The organism is Streptomyces sp. BK239 (assembly GCF_004217285.1).
Taxonomy (GTDB): domain Bacteria; phylum Actinomycetota; class Actinomycetes; order Streptomycetales; family Streptomycetaceae; genus Streptomyces.
Map to the genome: position 1 here is coordinate 1180777 of NZ_SHKS01000001.1, position 25364 is coordinate 1206140.

Genomic DNA, 25364 nt, shown 5'->3' on the forward strand with positions numbered 1-25364 from the left:
GAGGGCTTACCGGCGGAGGGCCTCACGGGCGGTGGGCCCTCTGGCGGAGGGCCTCACGGGCGGTGGCCCAACCGGCGGTGGCCTTACCCGGCGGGGAAGCCCCCACGAGTGGTCGGCCCCACGAGCGGAAGGCCGGCCCTACGGGCGGTGGCCCCACCAGCGGAACGCCTCACGGGCGGTGACCCAATCGGCGGCGGGCAGACCGGCGGCGGGCAGACCGGCGGAGGGCCCCACGGTCGGTGGCCTTACCCGGCGGAGGCCTCACGGTCGGTGGGCTCACCTGGCCAAGGCCTCACGGTCGGTGGCCCGACCTCGGTGGCCCAGCCGGCGGTGCGCATACCGGTGGGGCCCCACGGGCGGTGGGCCCCACCGGCGGAGGGCCGCCCGGCACTGCCCGGCACAGTGCATGCCGTCACTGTCGTCCCATCGGTGCCGTGCCTGCCGAAGCGGCCAGGCCTGATCGACCGGTCCCCGGTTCCAGCGCCGCTGTCCCGGCGGCAACGGGCCTCCCGCATCGGCCAGGTCACCACCCGGCGCGACCCGACTGCCCGTAAACGGGCAGGTCCGCCGGCCCGTCAGATCTGTCGGCCGGTCAGGTATGTCGGCCCGTCAGGTGTGCTGGCCCGTGAGATATGTCTGTCGTCAGATCTGCTACCTGGAAAACCTGTTGGCCCGTCCGGCCCGCTGGCACGGCGCACGCCGGCATCGTCCCCCCACCGTCCCCCGCTGCCCCCAACCGGTCCTTGTCCGCCGGGCCCGGCCGGGCCCGACCACCCCGTTCCACGACCGCTGGACCGGCCGAACCTGGCCACCCCGTTCCACGGCCGCTGGACCAGCCAAACCTGACCGACCCGTTCCACGGCCGCTGTCCCCGGGGGACTACGGCCGCCGAGACACCGGGCCGCCTGCCCACGCGCGGTAGCGCCCGGCGAACAAGCCCCACCCCCCACCTCTCCAACCTCCCCCCACCCGCATCCATCCCAGCCCGACCTCACCAACCCCCAACCCTCACCCCCACCCCAACACACCTCACGCCCAACCCACTTGGGCTGGTAACCGGTGTGTTCACTCACCCTTGAGGCACCCTTGACTCGATCAAGAACTGACATGAGCCTGGCATCTGTTCGCTGTTGCGGCGAACCCACACCAGGGGGGTTCATGAGACGTAGAGCGAGATCGATCCTCGCTGTCGGCGCGCTCCTGATCGGCGGAGCGAGCCTCGCGCCCATCGCCCAGGCACAACCCGGGAGTCCGGCGAAGGACACCGACGCGGACGAGGTCAAGGTGTTCCGCGCCGAGGTCACCAAGAAGCAGATCCCGCTGCTGCTGGCGGCCGGTCAGGACGGTCACGAACTCAGTGAGCGGGCGCCCGCGCGGGGCACCGCGACCGTCGAGGTCTACCTCACCGACAAGCAGGCCGAGAAGCTGGAGCAGCAGGGCGTCCCGCTCACCGAGCACACCCTGTCCGCCAAGGCGGAGGCCCGCGTGCAGGCCGCCGCCGACGGGGTGTTCCGGCCCTACAGCGGCAAGGGCGGCCTGAAGGAGGAGATCCTCCGCACCGCCCAGGAGAACCCCGGCCTCACCAAGGTCGTCTCCATCGGCAAGACCGTCGGCGGACAGGACATCCTCGCCCTCAAGCTCACCAAGGACGCACAGCGGAGCAAGGACGGCTCCAAGCCGGCCACGCTGTACATGTCCAACCAGCACGCGCGCGAGTGGATCACGCCGGAGATGACCCGCCGGCTGCTCCACCACTACCTGGACAGCTACTCGACGGACCAGCGCGTCAAGAAGATCGTCGACACCACCGAGCTGTGGTTCCTGCTGTCCGCCAACCCGGACGGCTACGACTACACCTTCCAGAGCGCCGACAACCGCCTGTGGCGCAAGAACCTGCGGGACGTCAACGCCGACGGCGTCATCGGCACCGGCGACGGCGTCGACCTCAACCGCAACTTCGCCTACAAGTGGGGCTACGACGACGAGGGTTCGTCCCCCACCCCCACCAGCCAGACCTACCGCGGCCCGGGCCCGAACTCCGAGCCCGAGACCAAGGCGCTGGACGCCTTCGAGAAGCGCATCGGCTTCGCATACGGCGTCAACTACCACTCCGCCGCCGAACTCCTCCTCTACGGCGTCGGCTGGCAGGTCGCCACCGACACCCCGGACGACGTCGCCTACAAGGCGCTCGCCGGCACCCCGGCGAACTCCGCGATCCCCGGCTACCACCCGCAGGTCTCCTCGGAGCTGTACACCACCAACGGCGAGGCCGACGGCCACGCGGCCAACGTCAACGGCACGGCGATGTTCACCCCCGAGATGTCGACCTGTCAGACGGCCTCGGACCTCGTCCCGGACGACCAGTGGAAAGCGGCCGACTGCCAGTCCGTCTTCAACTTCCCGGACGACGAGAAGCTGATCCAGCAGGAGTTCGCGAAGAACATCCCCTTCGCCCTCTCCGTCGCCGAGAGCGCCGCGCGCCCGGACCGGCCGAAGTCCTCGGTCGGCCTGACCGCGGCCGACTTCACCCTCGCGCCGTTCAGCACGTCGTACTCGCGCGGGCACAAGCAGGAGGTCTCGGTCGTCGCACGCAAGGCGATCCGCGACAAGGAGCTCAAGTACCGCGTCGACGGCGGCCCCGTGCATGACCAGAGGCTCAAGTCCTGGGGCGGCGGCGAGACCTACGGCGGCGCGGACGACCTCTACTTCGACGAGTACCGCGCCAAGGTCAAGCACGGCGAACCGGGTGACAAGGTCGAGGTGTGGTTCACCGGTGAGGACGAGGGCGGCGCGCAGGTCTCCAGCGCGCACTTCACGTACACGGTCGCCGAACTGCCCAAGGCGGACACGCTGGTCGTCGCCGAGGAGGGCGCGGCCGCCACGCAGGCGCAGACCTACGTCGACGCGCTGAAGGCCAACGGCCACAAGGCGGTCGTCTGGGACGTCGCACGGCAGGGCGTGCCGGACGCGCTCGGCGTTCTCGGCCACTTCGACACCGTCGTCCACTACACGGGCGCGAGCGCCCCGGGCAACCCGACCCAGTTGGAACTGCGCGCCTACCTCAACGAGGGCGGCAAACTGATCGAGGCGGGCGAACTCGCGGGCGGCAACGTCGACCTGGGCGACGGCACCCCGTCCAACGACTTCAGCCAGTACTACCTGGGCGCCTACACCCGCACCTCCCTGCCCGGCGCGACCGCCTTCGAGGGCACGGGCGCGCTGGCCGGCTCCGGCGGACCGCTGGGCGCGGCGCCCGGCAATCCGCTGAACCAGGCGGGCTCGTTCAGTGTCACCTCCGAGACCCTGCCCGTGTCCCGCTTCCCGCAGTTCGCCAGCGCGGGAGCGGGCCGCTACCCCGGCACGGTCAACCCGTTCGGGCCCTATGAGGGCGCCTCCATGGCCGCCGTCACCCACAGCGACTACGCCTGGAACCGCCTCACCCGCACCATCGACCTCACCGGTGTGAGCGCTTCCCAGAAGCCGGCGCTGCGGACCCGGCTGCTGTGGGACACCGAACCGGGCTACGACCACGCCGTCCTGGAGGCGCACACCGCGGGAGCCGACGACTGGACCACGCTGCCGGAGGCCGGCGGCGCCACCGGCACCGCCGTCCCCGCCGAATGCGAGGCCGGGTACCTCCTCCAGTCGCACCCCGCGCTCAAGCGGTACCTGACGCTCAGCGGCGGCGCCTGCGCCCCGACAGGTACCAGCGGCTCCTGGAACAGCTTCACGGGCGCCTCGGCCGGCTGGCGGGACGTGTCCTTCGACCTGTCCGCCTACGCCGGGAAGTCCGTGGAGGTGTCGCTCTCCTACATCACCGACCCCGGCACCGGAGGCCGTGGCGTCCTCGCCGACAACGCCTCCGTCGTCGTGGGCGGGAACGCGGTGCAGACCGAGGGCTTCGAGACGTCGCTCGGCGCCTGGAGCGTGCCCGGCCCGCCCGCCGGCAGCCCCGCCGTCGTCAAGGACTGGGAGCGCAGCGGAGCCCTGTTCCAGACGTACGCCGCGGTCGCCACCGACGACACCGTGCTGCTGGGCTTCGGACTGGAGCACCTCACCGCCGCCGCCGACCGCAAGGCGCTCATCGGAAAGGCCCTCGCATCACTTGATCGGTGACGCACCGGTCAACTCCCTTTGACGGTGCGTGGCGAAAACGGGCCCGAAGGGCCTCTGGCCAGGGCGGTCCGTACCCCTACTGGCGGGTACGGACCGCCATGCCGTGTATGGGCCGACTCAATGTCACTCCCCGGGGTCCGGAGAGGTAGGGTCGGGGGTGGTCGGGGACATCCCAAACACAGCTCGCCGGCACCGCATGGCCGGCGTACCAACGAGGAGATCGGTTCGTGACGATCCGCGTAGGCATCAACGGCTTCGGCCGTATCGGGCGTAACTACTTCCGCGCGCTCCTGGAGCAGGGTGCTGACATCGAGATCGTGGCTGTCAACGACCTGGGTGACACCGCGACCACCGCTCACCTGCTCAAGTACGACACCATCCTGGGCCGTCTGAAGGCCGAGGTCTCGCACACCGCCGACACGATCACCGTCGACGGCAAGACCATCAAGGTGCTCGCCGAGCGCAACCCCGCGGACATCCCGTGGGGCGAGCTGGGCGTCGACATCGTCATCGAGTCCACCGGCATCTTCACCAAGAAGGAAGACGCCGCGAAGCACCTCGCCGGCGGCGCCAAGAAGGTCCTCATCTCGGCTCCGGCCAAGGACGAGGACGTCACCATCGTGATGGGCGTCAACCAGGACACGTACGACCCGGCGAACCACCACGTCATCTCCAACGCCTCCTGCACCACCAACTGTGTGGCGCCGATGGCGAAGGTCCTCGACGAGAACTTCGGCATCGTCAAGGGCCTGATGACGACGGTGCACGCGTACACCAACGACCAGCGCATCCTGGACTTCCCGCACAAGGACCTGCGCCGCGCCCGCGCCGCCGCCGAGAACATCATCCCGACCACGACGGGCGCCGCCAAGGCCACCGCCCTGGTCCTGCCCCAGCTCAAGGGCAAGCTCGACGGCATCGCGATGCGCGTCCCGGTCCCCACCGGCTCCGTCACCGACCTGGTGCTGGAGCTGGGTCGCGAGGTCACCAAGGAAGAGGTCAACGCCGCCTTCCAGAAGGCCGCCGAGGGCGAGCTCAAGGGCATCCTGGAGTACACGGAGGACCCGATCGTCTCCTCCGACATCGTCAACGCCCCCGCGTCCTGCACCTTCGACTCGTCCCTGACCATGGTCCAGGACGGCAAGAACGTGAAGGTCATCGGCTGGTACGACAACGAGTGGGGCTACTCCAACCGCCTCGTCGACCTGACGGTCTTCGTCGGCGGCCAGCTCTGACCGACAGAGCGGGCGGCTCGGTGTGAGAGCAGGGCCCGGGCAGCGCGAGGACGCGCGGCCCGGGCCCTGACTCACGTCACGACAGGCCTTCTCTACGATCACGGAGTACCACCAGCCCTCCCGGGAGCCCCTTTCATGAAGACGATCGACGAACTTCTCTCCGAAGGCGTGGCAGGCAAGCGCGTCTTCGTCCGTGCCGACCTCAACGTGCCGCTGGACGGCGGCGCCATCACCGACGACGGCCGCATCCGTGCCGTGCTGCCGACCGTCAAGGCCCTCGCGGACGCGGGCGCCAAGGTGGTCGTCGCCTCGCACCTGGGCCGCCCCAAGGGCGCCCCGGACCCGGCCTTCTCCCTCGCCCCGGCCGCCGCCCGCCTCGGTGAACTCCTCGGCGGCGACGTGGCGTTCGCGACCGACACGGTCGGCGAGTCCGCCCGCTCCGTCGTCGCCGGCCTCACCGACGGCCAGGTCGCCGTCATCGAGAACCTGCGCTTCAACGCGGGCGAGACGTCCAAGGACGACGCCGAGCGCGGCGAGTTCGCCGACCGGCTCGCCGAACTCGCCGACCTCTACGTCGGCGACGGCTTCGGCGCGGTGCACCGCAAGCAGGCGTCCGTCTACGACCTCCCGGCCCGGCTGCCGCACGCGGCCGGCTACCTCATCGCCACCGAGGTCGGCGTCCTGAAGAAGCTCACCGAGGACGTCAAGCGGCCCTACGTCGTCGCCCTCGGCGGCGCCAAGGTCTCCGACAAGCTCGCCGTCATCGACGAGCTGCTCGGCAAGGCCGACCGCCTCCTCATCGGCGGCGGCATGGCGTACACCTTCCTCAAGGCCCAGGGCCACGAGGTCGGCATCTCCCTCCTCCAGGAGGACCAGATCCCGACCGTCACCGAGTACATCGCGCGCGCCGAGAAGACCGGCGTCGAACTGGTCCTGCCGGTCGACGTGCTGGTCTCGCCCGAGTTCCCGGACCTGAAGGCGAAAACGCCCACCCACCCCACGACCGTCGCCGCGGACTCGATCCCCGCCGACCAGGAGGGTCTGGACATCGGTCCCGAGACCCGCAAGCTGTACGCCTCGAAGCTCGCCGACGCGGCCACCGTCTTCTGGAACGGCCCGATGGGCGTCTTCGAGCACCCCGACTACGCCGAGGGCACCAAGGCGGTCGCCCAGGCCCTCCTCGACTCCCCGGGCTTCACGGTCGTCGGCGGCGGCGACTCCGCCGCGGCCGTCCGCCTCCTGGGCTTCGACGAGAACGCATTCGGCCACATCTCGACCGGCGGCGGCGCCTCCCTCGAATACCTCGAGGGCAAGACGCTCCCCGGCCTCGCCGCACTGGAGGACTGACCCACATGACCGCGCGCACGCCGCTGATGGCGGGCAACTGGAAGATGAACCTCAACCACCTCGAGGCCATCGCCCACACCCAGAAGCTCGCCTTCGCCCTCGCGGACAAGGACTACGAGGCCGTCGAGGTCGCCGTCCTGCCGCCCTTCACCGACCTGCGCTCCGTGCAGACCCTGGTCGACGGCGACAAGCTCAGGATCAAGTACGGCGCCCAGGACATCTCGGCGCACGACGGGGGCGCCTACACCGGCGAGATCTCCGGCGCCATGCTGGCCAAGCTGAAGTGCACGTACGTGGCCGTCGGCCACTCCGAGCGCCGCCAGTACCACGCCGAGACCGACGAGCTGGTCAACGCCAAGGTCAAGGCCGCCTACAAGCACGGCCTCACCCCGATCCTTTGTGTGGGCGAGGAGCTGGAGGTCCGCGAGGCGGGCAACCACGTCTCCCACACCCTCGCCCAGGTCGAGGGCGGCCTGAAGGACCTCCCGGCCGAGCAGGCCGAGACCGTCGTCATCGCCTACGAGCCCGTGTGGGCCATCGGCACCGGCAAGGTCTGCGGCGCCGAGGACGCCCAGGAGGTCTGCGCGGCGATCCGCGGCAAGATCGCCGAGCTGTACTCCCAGGAGCTGGCCGACAAGGTCCGCATCCAGTACGGCGGCTCCGTGAAGTCGGGCAACGTCGCGGAGATCATGGCCCAGGCCGACATCGACGGCGCGCTGGTCGGCGGCGCCTCGCTGGACGCCGACGAGTTCGTCAAGATCGTGCGCTTCCGCGACCAGTGAGTATGCGGTAGCGGCGATCCGTCGTACCCTTGCGGGGGCGCAGCGACGTCGCTGCGCCCCCGTCGTCATCCGAATCCGAGGAAGTTGGTCCAGCCGTGGTTTTGGGGTTCTCGATCGCCCTGATCGTCTTCAGCCTGCTGCTGATGCTGCTGGTGCTGATGCACAAGGGAAAGGGCGGCGGCCTCTCCGACATGTTCGGTGGCGGTATGCAGTCCTCCGTCGGCGGCTCCTCGGTCGCCGAGCGCAACCTCGACCGCATCACCGTGGTGATCGGTCTGCTGTGGTTCGCGTGCATCGTCGTCCTCGGCATCCTCATGAAGACGAACAGCTGAGCGGACGACCGGCCGCTGAGCGGTCGCCCTGCTGAGAGCGCACACAAACGCACATTCCTCACGTAACGCCCCATGTTCGGTACGCGCGGCTGACCGCGGCCTATCATGGACGCTTGCAGCGCGGGTCCTGTAACTCCGGTCACTGGACGCGCGTTGGGCCTTACGTAGACTGAGGCGCTCGCGGCGAAGCGAAACCCGACTCGCTTCGCGGCACCATCACGCAGGGAGTTACGACCGTGGCAAGTGGCAACGCGATCCGGGGAAGCCGGGTCGGGGCGGGGCCGATGGGCGAGGCCGAGCGCGGTGAGTCAGCGCCGCGTCTGCGCATCTCCTTCTGGTGCTCCAACGGGCATGAGACGCAGCCCAGCTTCGCCAGCGACGCGCAGGTGCCCGAGACCTGGGACTGCCCGCGCTGCGGCTTCCCGGCCGGTCAGGACCGGGACAACCCCCCGGCCCCGCCGCGCACCGAGCCCTACAAGACGCACCTCGCCTATGTGCGGGAGCGGCGCAGCGACGCGGACGGCGAGGCGATCCTCGCCGAGGCGCTCGCCAAACTGCGGGGCGAGATCTAGAAGTTGAGACCGGCCGGGTGCCTTCGGGTACCTGGCCGGTCGCTTTCCGCCCCGCGCGCCGGCCGGCCCGTCCCGCCCGCTCGCGTGGAGCGTGAGGCGAACCGCCCCTTTCGGCCGTATCTGTTGTCGCACCCCCGCACGGGCACGCGTCAGCTCATCCCCTGGGCTGATCAATTAGGTTGATACCCGAGCGGGACAAGACGCGCAGCACGGACAGGCGAGGAAGAGGGCTGGCTCGACATGAACGCAGACGGCACCAGGCTCAATCAGATGCCCGAGTGGACCGCTCTGGCCAAGCACCGTGAACAGCTCGGCGGGGTGGGGCTGCGCGAGCTGTTCGCCGACGACCCGGGGCGCGGCGAGACGTACACCCTGCAGGTCGGCGACCTGCACATCGACTACTCCAAGCACCTCGTCACCGACGAGACGCTGCGGCTGCTGCGCGAGCTGGCCGCCGCCACCGACGTCTTCGGCCTGCGGGACGCCATGTTCCGCGGCGAGAGGATCAACACCACCGAGGACCGCGCCGTCCTGCACACCGCGCTGCGAGCCCCGCGCGACGCGGTGATCGAGGTCGACGGGCAGAACGTGGTCCCCGCGGTGCACGCCGTCCTCGACAGGATGGCCGACTTCGCGGGCCGGGTCCGCTCCGGCGAGTGGACCGGCCACACCGGCCGCCGTATCCGCAACGTCGTCAACATCGGCATCGGCGGCTCCGACCTGGGCCCGGCCATGGCGTACGAGGTGCTGCGGGCCTTCACCGACCGCGACCTCACGGTCCGTTTCGTCTCCAACGTCGACGGCGCCGACCTGCACGAGGCGACACGGGACCTCGACCCGGCCGAGACGCTGTTCATCGTCGCGTCCAAGACGTTCACCACCATCGAGACGATCACCAACGCCGGTTCGGCCCGCCAGTGGGTGCTGGACGCACTCGATGGGGGCACCTCCCGCTCGAGCGAAGCCGAGAGTGGGGGAGACGCCGCCGTGGCGAAGCACTTCGTCGCGCTGTCCACCAACGCCGAGAAGGTCGCCGACTTCGGCATCGACACGGCCAACATGTTCGAGTTCTGGGACTGGGTCGGCGGGCGGTACTCCTTCGACTCGGCGATCGGGCTCTCCCTGATGATCGCCATCGGCGCGGACCGCTTCCGCGAGATGCTCGACGGCTTCCGGCTCGTCGACGAGCACTTCCGCACCGCACCCGCCGAGGCCAACGCCCCTTTGCTGCTCGGGCTGCTGGGCGTCTGGTACGGCAACTTCCACGACGCGCAGTCGCACGCCGTGCTGCCGTACAGCCACTACCTGTCCAAGTTCGCCGCGTATCTCCAGCAGTTGGACATGGAGTCCAACGGCAAGTACGTCGGCCGCGACGGCCGGGAGGTGGACTGGCAGACGGGCCCGGTGGTGTGGGGCACGCCGGGCACCAACGGCCAGCACGCGTACTACCAGTTGATCCACCAGGGGACGAAGCTGATCCCGGCGGACTTCATCGGCTTCGCCGAGCCGGTCGCCGAGCTCAGCGACCGGCTCAAGGCGCAGCACGACCTGCTGATGGCCAACTTCTTCGCCCAGACGCAGGCGCTGGCCTTCGGCAAGACGCCGGACGAGGTGCGCGAGGAGGGCGTGCCCGAGGAACTGGTCGCCCACAAGACGTTCAAGGGCGACCACCCGACGACGACGATCCTCGCGGGCGAGCTGACGCCGTCGGTCCTCGGCCAGCTCATCGCCCTCTACGAGCACAAGGTGTTCGTGCAGGGCGCGATCTGGAACATCGACTCCTTCGACCAGTGGGGCGTGGAGCTGGGCAAGGTCCTCGCCAAGCGCGTCGAACCGGCCCTGACCGACGGCGCGGACGTGCCGGGCCTGGACGCCTCCACACGGGCGCTGGTCGCCAGGTACCGCACACTGCGCGGCCGCTGAGCACGCCGCTCAGGTCACGGCGCTGAGCGTGTCCGCGAGTCTGCGGCGGGAGGCGCGGGCGGCCGGAAGCGCCGCCAGGGCGGTCGCGCCCAGCACGGCCGCCGCGCCGAGCAGCAGCAGGAGCGGCAGGGGCGGGGACTGCGCGATCCCCGCCCCGATGCCGCTGGACCGGCCCTGGGCGTCGATCAGCCAGTGCGCGAGAGGCGTGCCCAGGGCCGTGCCCACCACGGCCGCCGTCAGCGTCGTGCAGGCGGTGGCCGTCACCGTGATCGCGGTGATCTGGCGGGGGGACAGTCCGACGGCCTTGAGGGCGAGCAGATCGCGTTCGCTTTCACGGACCGTGCCCCCGATCACCGTCAGCAGCTCGATCAGCCCGATCAGGGCCAGGACGGCGATCACCGCCACCACCACCCCGCGCAGCGGGGAGAGCCCGTCGGCCGGGTTGACGGCGGTGTGGACGTCCAGACGGCCCTGACCGGCCGAGGTGAGGCGGGCGGCGACCGCGGCCGGGTCGGCGCCGGGGGTCAGCCGGAGCTGGTAGAGGGTCGGGCCGCCCAGCTCGGGCGCGTTCTCGTGGAGCGTGTCGAGCGAGGTGGAGATGACCCGGCCCGCGTTCTCCGGTTCGATGCTGCGCCCCACGATGTGCAGGATCTGCGGCTGGTCGCCCACCGTCATCCGCACCCAGTCGCCGACGCCCACGTCCAGCAGGTCGAGCAGACCCTGCCCGGCCACCGCCTCGTCCGGGCCGTGCGCCGGACGGCCCTCGGCCAGGGTGTACGGGTAGGGGTCCTGGCGGGTGCCGTAGCCGCGCAGGGCGATGGTGGCCGTCTGGCCGGGGACCAGGGCCGCCACCTCCACACCGGGGTAGGCGGCGGCGACCTGCGGATCGCGGGTGAGGAGCGCGCGCGTGGAGGCGTCGGCGAGCGCGGCGTCCGGGTGGACCGTGAGCGCGGTGGGAAGGCCCGTCCGCTCGGGTGCGCTGTGGAAGCGGTCGATCGTGGTCCAGGCGCTCAACGCGACCACGATCAGCAGCAGCGGCAGCGCGAGCCGGGCCACCGTCGCCAGGGACCTCAGCCGGCGGGTGAGGAAGGCCTTGTGCCAGCCGAGGACCAGTGCGGGCGGCAACCGCAGCCCGAGAGCCCTCAGCGCCGCCCCGGACAGCCGTCCGCCCGACGGCGAGACCGGACGCGGCACCGGCACCGGCGGCACACGCCCCGCCCGCCACGCGGCGAGACCGGTGATCGCGGCGATGAACAGCACCGCCCCGGCCGGCACCGCGAACAACGCCACCGTGTGCCCCGGCAGCCCCTGCCAGACGCCGACCGCGTCCCCGAGCCGGCCGGGGACGAGGCTGCCCAGCGCCTGGGTGAGGGCCGCCGCGGCCGTCGCGCCCAGCAGCGCGTAGGCGATGTGCTGGAGCAGGAAGATCCGCACGACCTGGCCGGGGGTGAAGCCGATCGCCTTCAGGATCGAGATGTCCCGCAGATGACCGCGGATCCGGGTGGCGATCGCACCGTGCACCGCGAACCCGGCGGCGACGAGGGCGCCCAGCCCGAACAGGCCCAGCACCTGACCCAGCAGCCGGTTGTCGCCCTGGGCCTCGGCACGCGCCTGCTGCCAGGTGGAGACCTCGCTGACCGCGCCGGCGCCCAGCACCGTGACCGCGCGCTGGACGGCGTAGTCCGTGTCGTCGGGATCGGCCAGGCGCAGCCCGACCACCTGGCCGGACGGATCCGGCACGGCGGACGGCAGCGCCCAGACCACGCCGGGCCGGTCGCCCGGGCTGTAGCGGGGCTCGGCGCTGTCGGCGATGCCGAGCACGGTCAGTTCGTGCGCGGCGCCGGGCACGGCGAGGGTGTCGCCGGGCTCGGCGACCAGAGTGCGGGCGAGGCGGCTCTCCAGGACCACGCCGTCGGGTGTCGTGGGATCCAGCCAGCGGCCGGAGAGCAGCAGCGGGCGGCCCACGGCCGGCTGCTCGGACGTCCCGCGCAGCTCGACCGAGGCGCGGGCGCCGCGCGAGGTCACGGTGGTGGAGGCGGTCGGCCAGGGCCCGGCGACGGAGTCGACGCCGTCCAGCGAGCGCAGCCCGTCCGTCGCGGCGGACGGGCCGGTGTGGATCCACACGTGCGCGCCGCGCGCCTGGGTGAACACCCGCTGCCAGGGGTTGGTGGCGTACCCGAACAGCGCCGCCGCCAGCAGCAGCGAGGCGACGACGCCCGCCGTGGCCAGCACCAGGAACAGCGCCTCGCCGCGGTGCGTGCGCAGATCGGAGTGCGCCCAGCGCAAGGTGGCCCGCACCGTCTCAGCCCTTCCGGGATTCGTCGTACGCCCGCACGTCAGTCCCTCAGCTCCAGCACACCCGAGATGCCGGCGCCGCGCGCGGGAGTGCCGTCGAGGGTCGCGTCGTCGGCGATCCGCCCGTCGAAGAAGCTGATCACCCGGTCCGCGGCGCTCGCCAGCCGGGCGTCATGGGTGACGAGCACGATGCTCTGCCCACGCCGGTGGAAGCGGGACAGCAGCCGCATCACCTCACGGGTGCCCTTGCTGTCGAGGCTGCCCGCGGGCTCGTCGGCCAGCAGCAGCGGCGGACGGTTGACGAGGGCGCGGGCCAGCGCCACCCGCTGCTGCTCGCCGCCGGACAGCTCGCCCGGCATGCTCCGCTCCTTGCCCGCGAGCCCCAGCTCGGCCAGCAGCCCCTCCCGCTCGGCACGCGCCTGCCGGGGGGAGACGCCGGCGAGCAGCGCGGGCAGTTCCACGTTGTCGGCGACGGACAGGTTCGACACCAGGTTGAAGAACTGGAAGACGATCCCGATGCGCTTCCTGCGCTCGATGGCCCAGCGCGCCTCGCTGTAGGCGTCCGTGCACTCGCCGTCCAGCCAGAGGCTGCCGCCGTCCGGCCGTTGCAGCCCGCCGAGCAGATGCAGCAGCGTCGACTTCCCGGCGCCGGACGGACCCGTGATCGCCACGAACTCGCCGCGCTCCACGCACAGGTCCACCCCGCGCACAGCACGGGCCGGTGCGCCCTCGCCGTGATGCGTCTTGACCAGGCCCTCGGCGCGCAGCACCGGAGCGGGGCGCTCGCTCACTCCAGCTCCTCCAGCTCGCTCAGCTCGTTCAGCTCTTCCAGTTCTTCCTGACACCGCTCCAGCCAGTCCAGGTCGGCCTGCAGGTGCAGCATCGCGCCCTCGATCAGCAGATGGGCGATGCGGTTGTTCCGGTCCTCGGCGGCCGCCAGCTTCGACAGGGAACGCATGGTGTTCAGGTACTGGCGACGCTGCTGGTTGATGAGGGCGACCTGGTCGGCGAGGCCGGTACGCGGGGCGAGGGCCAGTTTCATGAAGAACTCGTCCCGCACCCGCGGCTCGTCCTCGGGCTCCGAGAACCAGGTGCGCAGCGCCGCCCGCCCGTCGTCGGTGAGGTGGTAGACCTTCTTGTTGGGCCGGCTGGACTGCTCGACGGCCTCGCCCTCGATCAGCCCCTGCTTCTCCAGGCGGCCGAGGGTCACGTAGACCTGGCCGACGTTCGGCTGAGGGTACGCGGAGCCCAGCAGTTGCTCAAGGTCCTGCTTCAGCTCGTACCCGTGGGCCGGTCCGCGCGCGAGAAGTGCCAGGAGGGGCAGGCGCACTCGTGCTGTCCTCCTGTCCTCGCCCTGGGGTTTATTGTGCTCCAGGCCCTAGTATCGCCCATACCTAACAGGTATACATGGCCTCTGACTCCGGGTGAAGGCGCCCGGGGCCGGGTGCGCTGGGAGGAACCTATGCGGTGGATACGTGCCGCCGGTAGGGGACTCCTCGTTCTGATCGTGGTCATGACCGGATACGTCGCCTCGGGAGCCCGCGCCGACGAGGGGGGCGGCGACGGCCGGGGGCCGCTGACGCTCGCCACCGCCGGAGACCTCACCGGCTACCTGGGCCCCCTGCTCCAGGGCTGGAACCGCACCCACCCCGGCGAGCGGGTCACCCTCGTCGAGCTTCCGGACTCCGCCGACGAGACCCACGCGCAGATGGCCACCGACCTGCGCGACGGCGACCGCAGCCGCTTCGACGTCCTCAACATCGACGTCAGCTGGACCTCCGAGTTCGCCGCCGCGGGCTGGATACGCCCGCTGCCCGCCGACCGTTTCCCCCTGCGGGACTTCCTCGCGCCGGTCGTGGACACGGCCACCTACGACGGGCGGCTGTACGCCGTCCCGTACGTCACCAACGCCGGCCTCCTCCTCTACCGCGCGGACGTGCTCGCCGAGGAGGGCGTCCCGCCGCCGCGCACCTGGGCCGAACTGGAACGGTACGCCCGGACCATCGCCCCGAAGCACGGGCTCGACGGTTACGCCGGACAGTTCCTGCCCTACGAGGGGCTCACCGTGAACGCCGCAGAGGCCGTCTACTCGGCGGGCGGCAGCGTCCTCGGCGACGAGGGGGCGCGGGTCACCGTGGACTCGGCCGCCGCCCGCGAGGGCATCGGCTTCCTCGCCCGGGGCGTGCGCGAGGGCTGGATACCGAAACGGGCCCTCACCTACAAGGAGGAGGAGTCCAAGCAGGCCTTCCAGGACGGCCGGCTGCTCTTCCTGCGCAACTGGCCCTACGCCTACGTCGCCGCCTCCGCCCCCTCCTCGAAGGTCGCCGGACAGGTCGGCGCCGTGCCGCTGCCCGGACCGGACGGTCCCGGAACCAGCGTCCTGGGCGGCTCCAACCTCGCGGTGAACACGCACGCACGGCACCCCGACTCCGCCGCGCGGCTGATCGCCTACCTCACCAGCGAGCCCGTCCAGCGCCAGGTCCTCACCCGCGGCGCGCTGCCGCCGGTGCGCGCCGCGCTCTACGAGGACCCCGGACTGATCCGGGCGTTCCCGTATCTGCCGACCCTGCGCGAGAGCGTGCTCGCGGCCGCGCCGCGCCCCAAGAGCCCGCGCTACGACCAGGTCAGCCTGGTCGTGCAGTCGGTCGTGCACGACGCCATGGCCGGGCACGAGACGCCCGAGGCGGCGGTGCGCCGGCTGGCGCGGGAACTCGCCGCGATCTCCCGCTGACGAGAGCCGGCCGCGCGCTTCACTCCCTTCACGCCTCCCCTCCCTAGTTACTTGTTAGGTAACGCGTAGGTCTCATCTCGCCCTGGTGCGGGTTCTTTTCGTTGACATCTTCCAGACATGCTTACCTAACATGCATACATGTTGAGTAAGTACTGCTGGTGGCGGGACGCGGTGATCTACCAGGTCTACGTCCGCAGCTTTCTGGACAGCACCGGCGACGGCGTCGGCGACCTCGCCGGGGTCAGGGCCGGACTGCCCTATCTGAAGAAGCTCGGTGTGGACGGCATCTGGCTGAGCCCGTTCTACCCGTCCCCGCAAGCCGACCACGGCTACGACGTCGCCGACTACTGCGACGTCGACCCGCTCTTCGGCGACCTCGCCGAGTTCGACCTGCTGGTGGCGGCGGCCCGCCGGCTCGGCGTCAAGGTGCTCCTGGACATCGTCCCCAACCACTGCTCCAGCGAGCACCCCTGGTTCCGTGAGGCGCTCGCCTCCGCGCCCGGCAGTGCGGCCCGCGCCCGCTTCCACTTCGCCGACGGCCGCGGCCCCGACGGCGCCGAACCGCCCAACAACTGGCACGCCATGTTCGGCGGCCCCGCCTGGACCCGGATCACCGAACCCGACGGCCGGCCCGGTCAGTGGTACCTGCACATGTTCACCCCCGAGCAGCCGGACTGGAACTGGCGCACCCCCGAGGTCGCCGCCGAGTTCGACCGGGTCCTGCGCTTCTGGCTGGACCGGGGCGTCGACGGCTTCCGGATCGACGTCGCCGCCGGCCTCTACAAGCACCCCTCACTGCCCGACTCCGACGACCCCGAGGCCGACGCCCGCACCCGCGACTCGGTCAACCCGCTCGCCTGGAACCAGCCAGAGGTGCACGACGTGTGGCGGCACTGGCGGGCGGTCTGCGAGGAGTACACGGCACGCGACGGCCGCGAACGGCTCCTGGTCGGCGAGGTCTCCGTCCCCACCGCCCGCGAACACGCGAAGTACGTCCGCCCGGACGAACTCCACCAGGCCTTCTTCTTCGACCTGCTGAGCGCCCCCTGGAACGCCGACGCCTTCCGCAAGGTCATCTCCGAGGCCATGGCCGACATCGCCGGCACCGGCTCCACGGTCACCTGGGTCCTCAACAACCACGACCAGGTCCGCACCGTCACCCGCTACGGCGAACCGGCCCCCGCAGGCAGCGGACTGGGCACCGCCCGCGCCCGCGCCGCGGCCCTGCTGATGCTCGCGCTGCCCGGCGCCGCCTACATCTACCAGGGTGAGGAACTCGGCCTGCCCGAGGTCGTCGACCTGCCCGACGACGTGCTCACCGACCCCATCTTCCGGCGCACCGGAAGCCGCTCCCGCATCCGCGACGGCTGCCGCGTCCCGCTGCCGTGGTCGGGACAGGCCTCGCCGTTCGGCTTCACCTCCGGCGCGGAGGGGGCCAAACCCTGGCTGCCGCAGCCCGACTACTTCGCCGAGCACGCCACCGACCGGGCCCTCGCCGACACCCGCTCCTTCTGGCACCTGTACCGCGACGGACTCCAACTGCGTTCCGCCCTGCCCCAGTTGGGCGAGGGAGCCATGCGCTGGCTGGACACCCCGCCCGGCGTCCTCGCCTTCGAACGCGGCGACGGCCTGGTCTGCGCCGTCAACTTCGGTACGGCGCCCACCCCCGCGCCGGTCACCGGCGTCCCGCTGCTGTCCAGCGACCCCTGCCCGGCCGGCGTCCTGCCCGGCTCGACCTCGGCCTGGTGGCTCAGCGACCTCTGAACCCGTCAACTCCCCACCTCTCGAAGGGACATCAACGATGATGCGACGACGTACGACCCTGCTCTCCGGCTGCACTGCCCTCGCCCTCGCGCTCGGCGCCACCGCCTGCGGCGGCTCGGGACCGGTCGCGGCGGGCGGCGGCGACAAGGCGCTGAACGGCCAGACCGTCACCGTGGCCGGCGTCTGGTCCGGCAGCGAGCAGAAGAACTTCCAGAAGGTCCTGGACGCGTTCACCGAGAAGACCGGCGCGAAGACCCAGTTCACGTCCACCGGGGACAACGTCTCCACCGTCGTCGGCAGCAAGATCGAGGGCGGCAACGCCCCCGACGTCGTGATGGTCCCGCAGGTCGGGGTGCTCCAGCAGTTCGCCGCCAAGGGCTGGCTCACACCGCTCTCCGACACCACCCGCAAGTCCGTCGAGGCCAACTACGCCCCGGTGTGGAAGACCTACGGCAGCGTCGGCGGCGCCCTCTACGGCCTGTACTTCAAGGCCGCCCACAAGTCGACCGTCTGGTACAGCCCCGACGCCCTCACCCAGGCCGGCGTCAAGCCCCCGGCCACCTACGCCGACCTGCTGAAGGCCGGACGCACCGTCTCCGACTCCGGCCTCGCCGCGTTCTCCGTCGCCGGGCAGGACGGCTGGACCCTCACCGACTGGTTCGAGAACGTCTACCTCTCCCAGGCCGGACCCGAGAAGTACGACGCCCTCGCCGCCCACAAGCTGAAGTGGACCGACGCCTCCGTCGTCAAGGCGCTCACCACGCTCGGCGAACTCTTCAAGGACAAGCAGCTCATCGCCGGCGGCCAGAAGGGCGCGCTGAACACCGACTTCCCCGGCTCGGTGGAGAAGGTGTTCGGGCCGAAGCCCGAGGCGGGCATGGTCTACGAGGGCGACTTCGTCGCCGGTGTCGCCAAGGACCAGTTCGGCCGGAAGATCGGCCAGGACGCGAACTTCTTCCCCTTCCCGGCGGTCGACGGCGGCGACGCCCCCGTCGTCAGCGGCGGCGACGCGGCCGTCGTCCTCAAGGACGGCAAGAACGCCAAGGCGGGCATGGCCCTCCTGGAGTACCTCGCGACCCCCGAGGCCGCCGCAGTCTGGGCCGAGGCGGGCGGCTTCCTGTCCCCGAACAAGAAGCTCGACCTCGCCTCCTACGGCGACGACGTCACCCGCGCCACCGCGAAGTCCCTCGTCGACGCCGGTGACTCGGTCCGCTTCGACATGTCCGACCAGGCGCCCGCCGCGTTCGGCGGCACCAAGGGCGCGGGGGAGTGGAAGCTGCTCCAGGACTTCCTGCGCGACCCGTCCGACCCCAAGGCGACCGCGGCCCAGCTGGAAGCCGCCGCGGCCAAGGCCTACAAGGGCTGACCGGACATGACCGCCACCCTCGCCAAAGAGGCGGCCACACCGCCCGCCGCCCCGGCCGGCCACGCCCGGCGCCCGGGGCGGCGGGGGCGGGCCGTCGCCCTTCTCTTCGCCCTGCCCGCACTGCTCCTGCTCGGCGCCCTCGTCGTCTACCCGGTGCTCTTCTCCGTCGGCCGCAGCCTGTTCGACGCCTCCGGCACCCGCTTCGTCGGCGGCGACAACTACGCCGAGATGTTCCGTGACCCCGCCACCCTCAAGGCCGTCCGCAACACGGCGATCTGGGTGGTCGTGGCCCCGGCGCTGCTGACCGGGCTGGGCCTGATACTCGCCGTGCTGGTGGAGAAGATCCGCTGGGCGACGGCCTTCAAGCTGCTGCTGTTCATGCCGATGGCGGTGTCCTTCCTCGCCGCCGGCATCATCTTCCGCCTCGCCTACGACGAGGACCCGGACAAGGGCGTGCTCAACGCCGCCGCCGTCTCCCTCCACGACGCCTTCCAGGACACCTCGGCCTACCCGACGGCCCGCGCCCGCGACGGGCAGGGGCTCACCGCCGACCCGGACGGCTCCTACCGCACCGGCGCGGCCGTGTCCCCGGGCGACACGGTGAACCTCCCCCTCGTCGGCGTGGCGCCCAAGGACCTCCCCGCCGGCGCCGGGCCCGCGTACACCGCCGCCTCCCGCCCCGCCGCGCGGGACGGACTGAGCGGGGTGGTCTACCTCGACTTCACCCCCGGAGGGGGCGGGACGCCGGGCAAGGTCGACCGCAGCGAGAGCGGGCTGCCCGGGATGCGCGTCGAGGCGCTACGCGACGGCAGGACCGCCGCGACCGCCACCACCGCCCCGGACGGCTCCTTCGACTTCCCCCGGCTGGACGCCGGCTCCTACACACTGCGGCTGCCCGCCTCGAACTTCGCGCAGCCCTACGACGGCGTCTCCTGGCTCGGCCCCGCCCTGGTCACACCGGCGATCATCGGGGCTTACCTGTGGATCTGGACCGGCTTCGCGATGGTGCTGATCGGCGCGGGGCTCTCCACCCTGCCCCGGGACGCGCTGGAGGCCGCGCGGATGGACGGGGCGAACGAGTGGCAGATCTTCCGGCGGATCACCGTCCCGCTGCTCGCGCCCGTCCTCACCGTGGTCTTCGTGACCCTCGTCATCAACGTGATGAAGGTCTTCGACCTCGTCTACATCATCGCGCCCGGACCGGTGCAGGAGGACGCGACCGTGCTCGCCACCCAGATGTGGCTGGTGTCCTTCGGCGGCGGCAACGACCAGGGCCTCGGCAGCGCGCTCGGCGTACTGCTCCTGCTGCTGGTGGTCCCGGCGATGGTCTTCAACGTCCGCCGATTCAAGAGGAGTCAGCGATGAACGCCCTCAGGCGTCACCTCGGCAGCGGGATCGTGCAGGCCTTCCTGGTGCTGGTCGGGCTGGTGTGGATGACGCCCCTGGCGGGACTGTTCCTGTCCTCGCTCAGGTCGGCGGAGGACACCGCCGAGGGCGGCTGGTGGACGGTGTTCGCCAGTCCCGGGCAGCTGTCCTTCGACAACTACGCGTCGCTGCTGGGGAATGCCGGCATCACCCAGGCGTTCTGGAACACCGTGCTGATCTCGGTGCCCACGACCGTCCTCGTCGTCGTGCTGGCGGCGCTCGCCGGATACGCCTTCGCCTGGCTGGACTTCCCCGGCCGGGACGCCGTCTTCCTGGTCGTGGTCGCCCTGTTGGTGGTGCCGGTGCAGATCGGCCTGCTGCCGGTCGCCAAACTCTTCGGCCAGCTGGGCCTGTTCGGGACCATCCCCGGAGTGGTGCTGTTCCACGTGGCCTACGGGCTGCCGTTCGCGGTGTTCCTGCTGCGCAACTACTTCGTGGAGATCCCGAAGGAGATGCTGGAGGCGGCACGCATGGACGGCGGAAGCGAGTGGCGCATCTTCACCCGGCTGGTCGTCCCCGTGGGGCGGCCCGCCCTCGCCAGCCTGGCCATCTTCCAGTTCCTGTGGGTGTGGAACGACATGCTGGTGGCGCTGCTCTTCGCCGACAGCTCCTCACAGCCGCTGACGGTCGCCCTCCAGTCCCAGATACGGCAGTTCGGCAGCAACATCGACGTGCTCGCGCCGGGCGCGTTCCTGTCGCTGGTGGTGCCGGTGGCGGTGTTCTTCGCCTTCCAGAAGCACTTCGTGCAGGGGGTGATGGCGGGCTCGGTGAAGTGAGCCCGCGCGCACGCGAAGACGGGTGAGGGCGGCGGACCGTGTCGGTCCGCCGCCCTCACCCGTCGACCCGTGCTCAGGCCCCGGACCTCACGGCGAGGCCGGCGGGTACAGCGCCCTGGGCAGCTCGGAGGCGGCCGCCGAGTCCAGCAGCCACAGCGTGCGCGCACGGCCGCGCGCGCCGGCCGCCGGGGCCTGGATCTCGCCCGCGCCCGACAGGGCGATCGCCGCCGCCCGCGCCTTGTCCTCGCCGGCCGCCAGCAGCCACACCTCACGGGCCGCCCGGATCGCCGGGAGCGTGAGGGTGACGCGGGTCGGCGGCGGCTTGGGCGCTCCGTGCACGCCGACCACCGTGCGCTCGGTCTCCCGCACGGCCGGCAGCTCCGGGAAGAGCGAGGCCACATGGGTGTCCGGGCCGACGCCCAGCATCAGGACGTCGAAGGTGGGCACGGCACCGTGGTTCTCAGGGCCGGCCGCGCGGGCCAGCTCCTCGGCGTAGGCCTCGGCGGCGGCCTCCACGTCGGCGCCGTGGGGACCGTCCGACGCGGGCATGGCGTGCACGCGCTTCGGGTCCACGGGCACGGAGTCCAGCAGGGCCTCACGGGCCTGCGTGACGTTGCGCTCCGGGTCGCCCTCGGGCAGGAAGCGCTCGTCGCCCCACCACAGGTCGATCCGGGACCAGTCGACGGCGTCCCGGGCGGGCGCGGTCGCCAGCGCGGCCAGCAGGCCGTTGCCGTTGCGCCCGCCGGTGAGGACCACGGAGGCGTGGCCCCGGGAGGCCTGCGCGTCCACGATCTTCGTGATCAGGCGGGCGGCGGCGGCCTGCGCCATCAGTTCCTTGTCGTGGTGCACGACGAGCTGCGGGGCGCTCACTTCGCCGCCGCCTTCCTCGCCGGGGCCTTGCGGGCGGTCTTCTTGGCCGCCTGCTGGGCGGGCGCCTTCGCGGCCTCCTCCACAGGAGTGTCGACGGCGGCCGGCTCACCTTCGGCCGAACCGCCGGCAGCCGGCTCACCAGAAGCCGCGTCACCTGAAGCAGGCTCACCCGAGCCCGAGTCAGCCTCCGCGCGCTCCGCCCGGGCCGCCGGCGTGACCTGCCCCGCCGCCAGCCGCTCCACGCCGAACCGCAGCGCCGAGGCGTACGTGTCGTCCGGGTCCAGCCGCCGCAGCTCCTCCGCGATCAGCTCGGCGGTGTCCCGGCGCTTGAGCGCCACCGCGCGATCGGGCTGGCCCTCTATGGAGAGCGTCGCCAGCGAGCCGTCTGCCCTGTCCAGCGCGATCGGGCCGCAGTCGGTCGACATGCGCACCGCCGTGAGTCCCGGCCCGGCGGACAGCGAGCGCTTGACGGGGACGTCAAGACGGTCACCCAGCCACATCGCCAGCAGCTCGCAGCTCGGGTTGAACTCCTCGCCCTCCACCTCGACCGACTCCACCTTGCAGGTGACCTGGTCCAGGGCCGCCGCCAGCATCGAACGCCAGGGCGTGATCCGGGTCCACGACAGGTCGGTGTCGCCGGGGGTGTAGGCCTCGGAGCGGGCCGCCAGGTCCCGTACGGGCTGCTCGGCGGCGTAGGTGTCGGTGACCCGGCGCTGGGCCAGCGCGCCCAGCGGGTCCTGGGCCGGGTCGAGCGGCGCGTTGACCGGCCACCACACGACGACGGGCGCGTCCGGCAGCAGCAGGGGCAGCACCACCGACTGAGCGTGGTCGGCCACCTCCCCGTACAGCCGCAGCACGACCGTCTCGCCGGTGCCCGCGTCCGCGCCGACCCGCACCTCCGCGTCCAGCCGGGACTGGGTGCGGTCGCGGGGGGAGCGGGAGACGCGCCTGATCACCACGAGCGTGCGCGAGGGGTGCTCGTGCGAGGCGTCGCCGGCCGCCTTGAGCGCGTCGTACGCGTTCTCCTCGTCGGTGACGATGACCAGTGTGAGCACCATGCCCACGGCCGGTGTGCCGATCGCCCGGCGGCCCTGGACCAGCGCCTTGTTGATCTTGCTGGCCGTGGTGTCCGTGAGGTCTGTCTTCATGGCCGGCGCCAGCTCCGTCCGTCTCGTTCGAGCATCTCGTCCGCCTCGACGGGTCCCCAGGTGCCGGCCTGGTACTGGGCGGGCTTGCCGTTCTTGTCCCAGTACTCCTCGATCGGGTCGAGGATCTTCCAGGACAGCTCGACCTCCTCGGTGCGCGGGAAGAGGTTGGAGTCGCCGAGGAGGACGTCCAGGATGAGGCGCTCGTACGCCTCGGGGCTGGACTCCGTGAAGGACTCGCCGTAGGCGAAGTCCATGGACACGTCCCGGATCTCCATCGAGGTGCCCGGCACCTTGGAGCCGAAGCGGACCGTCACGCCCTCGTCGGGCTGGACGCGGATGACGATCGCGTTCTTGCCCAGCTCCTCCGTCGCCGTGTGGTCGAAGGGGGAGTGCGGGGCCCGCTGGAAGACCACCGCGATCTCGGTGACCCGGCGGCCGAGTCGCTTGCCGGTGCGCAGGTAGAAGGGGACGCCCGCCCAGCGGCGGTTGTCGACCTCGAGCTTGATGGCCGCGTAGGTGTCGGTCTTCGACTTGGGGTCGATGCCGTCCTCTTCCAGATAGCCGACGGCCTTCTCGCCGCCCTGCCACCCGGCCGCGTACTGGCCGTGCACGGTGTCGCGACCGAGGTCCTTCGGCAGCCGGACCGCGCCGAGCACCTTGGTCTTCTCCGCGGCGAGCGCGTCCGCGTCGAAGGAGGCCGGCTCCTCCATGGCCGTGAGGGCCATCAGCTGGAGCAGGTGGTTCTGGATGACGTCCCGCGCCGCGCCGATGCCGTCGTAGTAGCCGGCCCGGCCGCCGATGCCGATGTCCTCGGCCATCGTGATCTGCACATGGTCCACGAAGGACCGGTTCCAGATCGGCTCGAACATCGTGTTGGCGAAGCGCAGCGCCAGGATGTTCTGGACGGTCTCCTTGCCCAGGTAGTGGTCGATGCGGAAGACCTGGTCCGGGGCGAAGACCTCGTGGACGATCCCGTTGAGCTCCTCGGCCGACTTCAGGTCGTGGCCGAACGGCTTCTCGATGACCGCGCGCCGCCAGTGGCCGCCCTTCTGGTCCGCCAGCCCGTGCTTCTTCAGCTGCTGGATGACCACCGGGAAGGCGCCCGGGGGCACCGACAGGTAGAAGGCGAAGTTGCCGCCGGTGCCCTGCGCCTTGTCCAGTTCCTCGATCGTCGCACGAAGCCGCTCGAAGGCGTCGTCGTCGTCGAAGGTGCCCTGCACGAAGCGCATCCCCTGGATGAGCTGCTGCCAGACCTCCTCGCGGAAGGGGGTGCGGGCATGTTCCTTGACCGCGTCGTGGACCTCTTGCGCGAAGTCCTCGTTGGCCCATTCGCGGCGGGCGAACCCGACCAGCGAGAAGCCCGGCGGCAGCAGACCCCGGTTCGCGAGGTCGTACACCGCTGGCATCAGCTTCTTGCGCGACAGATCGCCCGTGACGCCGAAGATGACCAGGCCCGACGGCCCCGCGATACGCGGGAGCCGTCGGTCTGCGGGGTCACGAAGCGGATTGGCTCCGGAACCGGGGATGGATGACAAGTCCTCAGTCCTCCGAAGGGGCGAGGCGCTGGAGCTCCGCCTCGGTCGACTTGAGCAGGTCGTTCCAGGACGCCTCGAACTTCTCGACGCCCTCGTCCTCCAGCAGCTGCACGACCTCGTCGTAGGAGATCCCGAGCTTCTCGACGGCGTCGAGGTCGGCGCGCGCCTGCTCGTACGTGCCGGCGATGGTGTTGCCGGTGATCTCGCCGTGGTCGTCGGCGGCGAACAGGGTCGCCTCCGGCATGGTGTTCACCGTGTTCGGCGCCACCAGGTCGTCCACGTACAGCGTGTCCTTGTACGCCGGGTCCTTCACACCGGTGGAGGCCCACAGCGGACGCTGCTTGTTGGCGCCCGCCTTCTCCAGCGCCAGCCAGCGCTCCGAGGAGAAGACCTCCTCGTACGCCTGGTAGGCGAGCCGGGCGTTGGCGACGCCGGCCTTGCCGCGGGCGGCCTTGGCCTCGTCGGTGCCGAGCGCGTCGAGCCGCTTGTCGATCTCGGTGTCCACACGGGACACGAAGAAGGACGCCACGGAGTGGATCTTCGACAGGTCCAGGCCGCGCTCCTTGGCCTTCTCCAGGCCGCTCAGGTAGGCGTCCATCACCTGGCGGTAGCGCTCCAGGGAGAAGATCAGCGTGACGTTGACGCTGATGCCGTGGCCGATGACCTCGCCGATCGCGGGCAGACCGCCCATGGTGGCCGGGATCTTGATCAGCGTGTTGGGCCGGTCGACCAGCCACGCCAGCTGCTTGGCCTCGGCGACCGTCGGCTTGGTGTGGTGGGCGAGCCGCGGGTCGACCTCGATGGAGACCCGGCCGTCCTGGCCGCCCGTGGCGTCGAAGACCGGGCGCAGGATGTCGGCCGCGTCACGGACGTCCGCCGTCGTGATCATGCGGATGGCCTCTTCGACCGTGACCTTGCGGGAGGCGAGGTCCGACAGCTGCTGGTCGTAGCCGTCGCCCTGCGAGATCGCCTTCTGGAAGATCGACGGGTTGGTGGTGACGCCCACGACGTGCTGCTGGTCGATCAGCTCGGCGAGGTTGCCGGACGTGATCCGCTTGCGCGACAGGTCGTCCAGCCAGATCGCGACGCCTTCCTCGGAGAGGCGCTTGAGTGCGTCTGTCATGGAATTACATCTCCTACGTGTCGT

Annotated in this window: 19 protein-coding genes; 12 read left to right on the forward strand and 7 right to left on the reverse strand. The window is 71.2% G+C overall.

What is annotated here, in order from left to right:
* Nucleotides 1–1158: 1158 nt before the first annotated feature.
* The 7 genes from EV567_RS05160 (at nucleotide 1159) to pgi (ending at nucleotide 10307) form a co-directional block, all read left to right on the forward strand.
* Nucleotides 1159–4116 (forward strand): M14 family metallopeptidase, encoded by a 2958-nt coding sequence (locus tag EV567_RS05160; protein ID WP_130437365.1) that lies wholly within the window; start codon nucleotides 1159–1161, stop codon nucleotides 4114–4116.
* A gap of 227 nt (nucleotides 4117–4343) precedes the next feature.
* Nucleotides 4344–5351, forward strand: a complete 1008-nt coding sequence (gene gap, locus EV567_RS05165) for a type I glyceraldehyde-3-phosphate dehydrogenase (RefSeq protein WP_130437366.1) — start codon at nucleotides 4344–4346, stop codon at nucleotides 5349–5351.
* Nucleotides 5352–5486: 135 nt separating this feature from the next.
* Complete coding sequence (locus EV567_RS05170; RefSeq protein WP_130437367.1) at nucleotides 5487–6698, forward strand: phosphoglycerate kinase; 1212 nt, start codon at nucleotides 5487–5489, stop codon at nucleotides 6696–6698.
* A gap of 5 nt (nucleotides 6699–6703) precedes the next feature.
* Nucleotides 6704–7480, forward strand: coding sequence for a triose-phosphate isomerase (gene tpiA / locus EV567_RS05175; RefSeq protein ID WP_130437368.1), 777 nt, complete (start codon nucleotides 6704–6706; stop codon nucleotides 7478–7480).
* A 101-nt stretch (nucleotides 7481–7581) separates the two neighbouring features.
* A complete protein-coding gene (secG, locus tag EV567_RS05180; RefSeq protein ID WP_207228689.1) occupies nucleotides 7582–7812 on the forward strand; it encodes a preprotein translocase subunit SecG in 231 nt (76 codons plus the stop codon).
* A 236-nt stretch (nucleotides 7813–8048) separates the two neighbouring features.
* Nucleotides 8049–8384 carry an RNA polymerase-binding protein RbpA gene (locus EV567_RS05185; RefSeq protein ID WP_078637775.1) on the forward strand — a complete coding sequence of 112 codons (336 nt, stop codon included), beginning with the start codon at nucleotides 8049–8051 and terminating at the stop codon, nucleotides 8382–8384.
* 240 nt (nucleotides 8385–8624) lie between these two features.
* Nucleotides 8625–10307 (forward strand): glucose-6-phosphate isomerase, encoded by a 1683-nt coding sequence (gene pgi, locus EV567_RS05190; protein WP_130437370.1) that lies wholly within the window; start codon nucleotides 8625–8627, stop codon nucleotides 10305–10307.
* A 9-nt stretch (nucleotides 10308–10316) separates the two neighbouring features.
* On the opposite strand, the gene EV567_RS05195 is transcribed toward pgi, so the two are convergent.
* From EV567_RS05195 to EV567_RS05205, 3 genes are read right to left on the reverse strand one after another with little or no spacing between them, the layout of a single operon-like run.
* A complete protein-coding gene (locus EV567_RS05195) occupies nucleotides 10317–12605 on the reverse strand; it encodes an FtsX-like permease family protein (RefSeq protein ID WP_130437371.1) in 2289 nt (762 codons plus the stop codon).
* Between the two features lie 38 nt (nucleotides 12606–12643).
* Complete coding sequence (locus EV567_RS05200) at nucleotides 12644–13393, reverse strand: ABC transporter ATP-binding protein (protein WP_130437372.1); 750 nt, start codon at nucleotides 13391–13393, stop codon at nucleotides 12644–12646.
* Nucleotides 13390–13932 (reverse strand): PadR family transcriptional regulator, encoded by a 543-nt coding sequence (locus EV567_RS05205; protein ID WP_130437373.1) that lies wholly within the window; start codon nucleotides 13930–13932, stop codon nucleotides 13390–13392. The genes EV567_RS05200 and EV567_RS05205 overlap by 4 nt, the downstream gene beginning before the upstream one ends.
* 132 nt (nucleotides 13933–14064) lie before the next feature.
* On the opposite strand from EV567_RS05205, the gene EV567_RS05210 reads away from it, so the two are divergent.
* The 5 genes from EV567_RS05210 to EV567_RS05230 all read left to right on the forward strand — a co-directional run bounded on the left by EV567_RS05210 (nucleotide 14065) and on the right by EV567_RS05230 (nucleotide 20664).
* Nucleotides 14065–15333 (forward strand): ABC transporter substrate-binding protein, encoded by a 1269-nt coding sequence (locus EV567_RS05210; protein ID WP_130437374.1) that lies wholly within the window; start codon nucleotides 14065–14067, stop codon nucleotides 15331–15333.
* A gap of 138 nt (nucleotides 15334–15471) precedes the next feature.
* Nucleotides 15472–17097: an alpha-amylase family glycosyl hydrolase gene (locus tag EV567_RS05215; protein ID WP_207228673.1), complete on the forward strand. Its 1626-nt coding sequence runs from the start codon at nucleotides 15472–15474 to the stop codon at nucleotides 17095–17097.
* Nucleotides 17098–17134: 37 nt separating this feature from the next.
* Complete coding sequence (locus EV567_RS05220) at nucleotides 17135–18463, forward strand: ABC transporter substrate-binding protein (protein WP_130437375.1); 1329 nt, start codon at nucleotides 17135–17137, stop codon at nucleotides 18461–18463.
* 6 nt (nucleotides 18464–18469) lie between these two features.
* Nucleotides 18470–19828 (forward strand): carbohydrate ABC transporter permease, encoded by a 1359-nt coding sequence (locus EV567_RS05225; protein WP_130437376.1) that lies wholly within the window; start codon nucleotides 18470–18472, stop codon nucleotides 19826–19828.
* Complete coding sequence (locus EV567_RS05230; protein ID WP_130437377.1) at nucleotides 19825–20664, forward strand: carbohydrate ABC transporter permease; 840 nt, start codon at nucleotides 19825–19827, stop codon at nucleotides 20662–20664. The genes EV567_RS05225 and EV567_RS05230 overlap by 4 nt, the downstream gene beginning before the upstream one ends.
* A gap of 87 nt (nucleotides 20665–20751) precedes the next feature.
* On the opposite strand, the gene pgl is transcribed toward EV567_RS05230, so the two are convergent.
* Genes pgl through tal form a run of 4 tightly spaced genes read right to left on the reverse strand, consistent with a single transcriptional unit; the run spans nucleotide 20752 to nucleotide 25340 of the window.
* Nucleotides 20752–21534, reverse strand: a complete 783-nt coding sequence (gene pgl, locus EV567_RS05235; protein WP_130437378.1) for a 6-phosphogluconolactonase — start codon at nucleotides 21532–21534, stop codon at nucleotides 20752–20754.
* On the reverse strand, nucleotides 21531–22682 hold the full coding sequence (opcA, locus tag EV567_RS05240) for a glucose-6-phosphate dehydrogenase assembly protein OpcA (protein ID WP_130437379.1): 1152 nt from the start codon (nucleotides 22680–22682) through the stop codon (nucleotides 21531–21533). The genes pgl and opcA overlap by 4 nt, the downstream gene beginning before the upstream one ends.
* Nucleotides 22679–24208 (reverse strand): glucose-6-phosphate dehydrogenase, encoded by a 1530-nt coding sequence (gene zwf, locus EV567_RS05245; protein ID WP_130437587.1) that lies wholly within the window; start codon nucleotides 24206–24208, stop codon nucleotides 22679–22681. Before zwf ends, opcA begins: the two co-directional genes overlap by 4 nt.
* Before the next feature lie 13 nt (nucleotides 24209–24221).
* Entirely contained in the window at nucleotides 24222–25340 is a 1119-nt protein-coding gene (gene tal / locus EV567_RS05250; RefSeq protein ID WP_130437380.1) for a transaldolase, read from the reverse strand.
* Nucleotides 25341–25364: the final 24 nt, after the last annotated feature.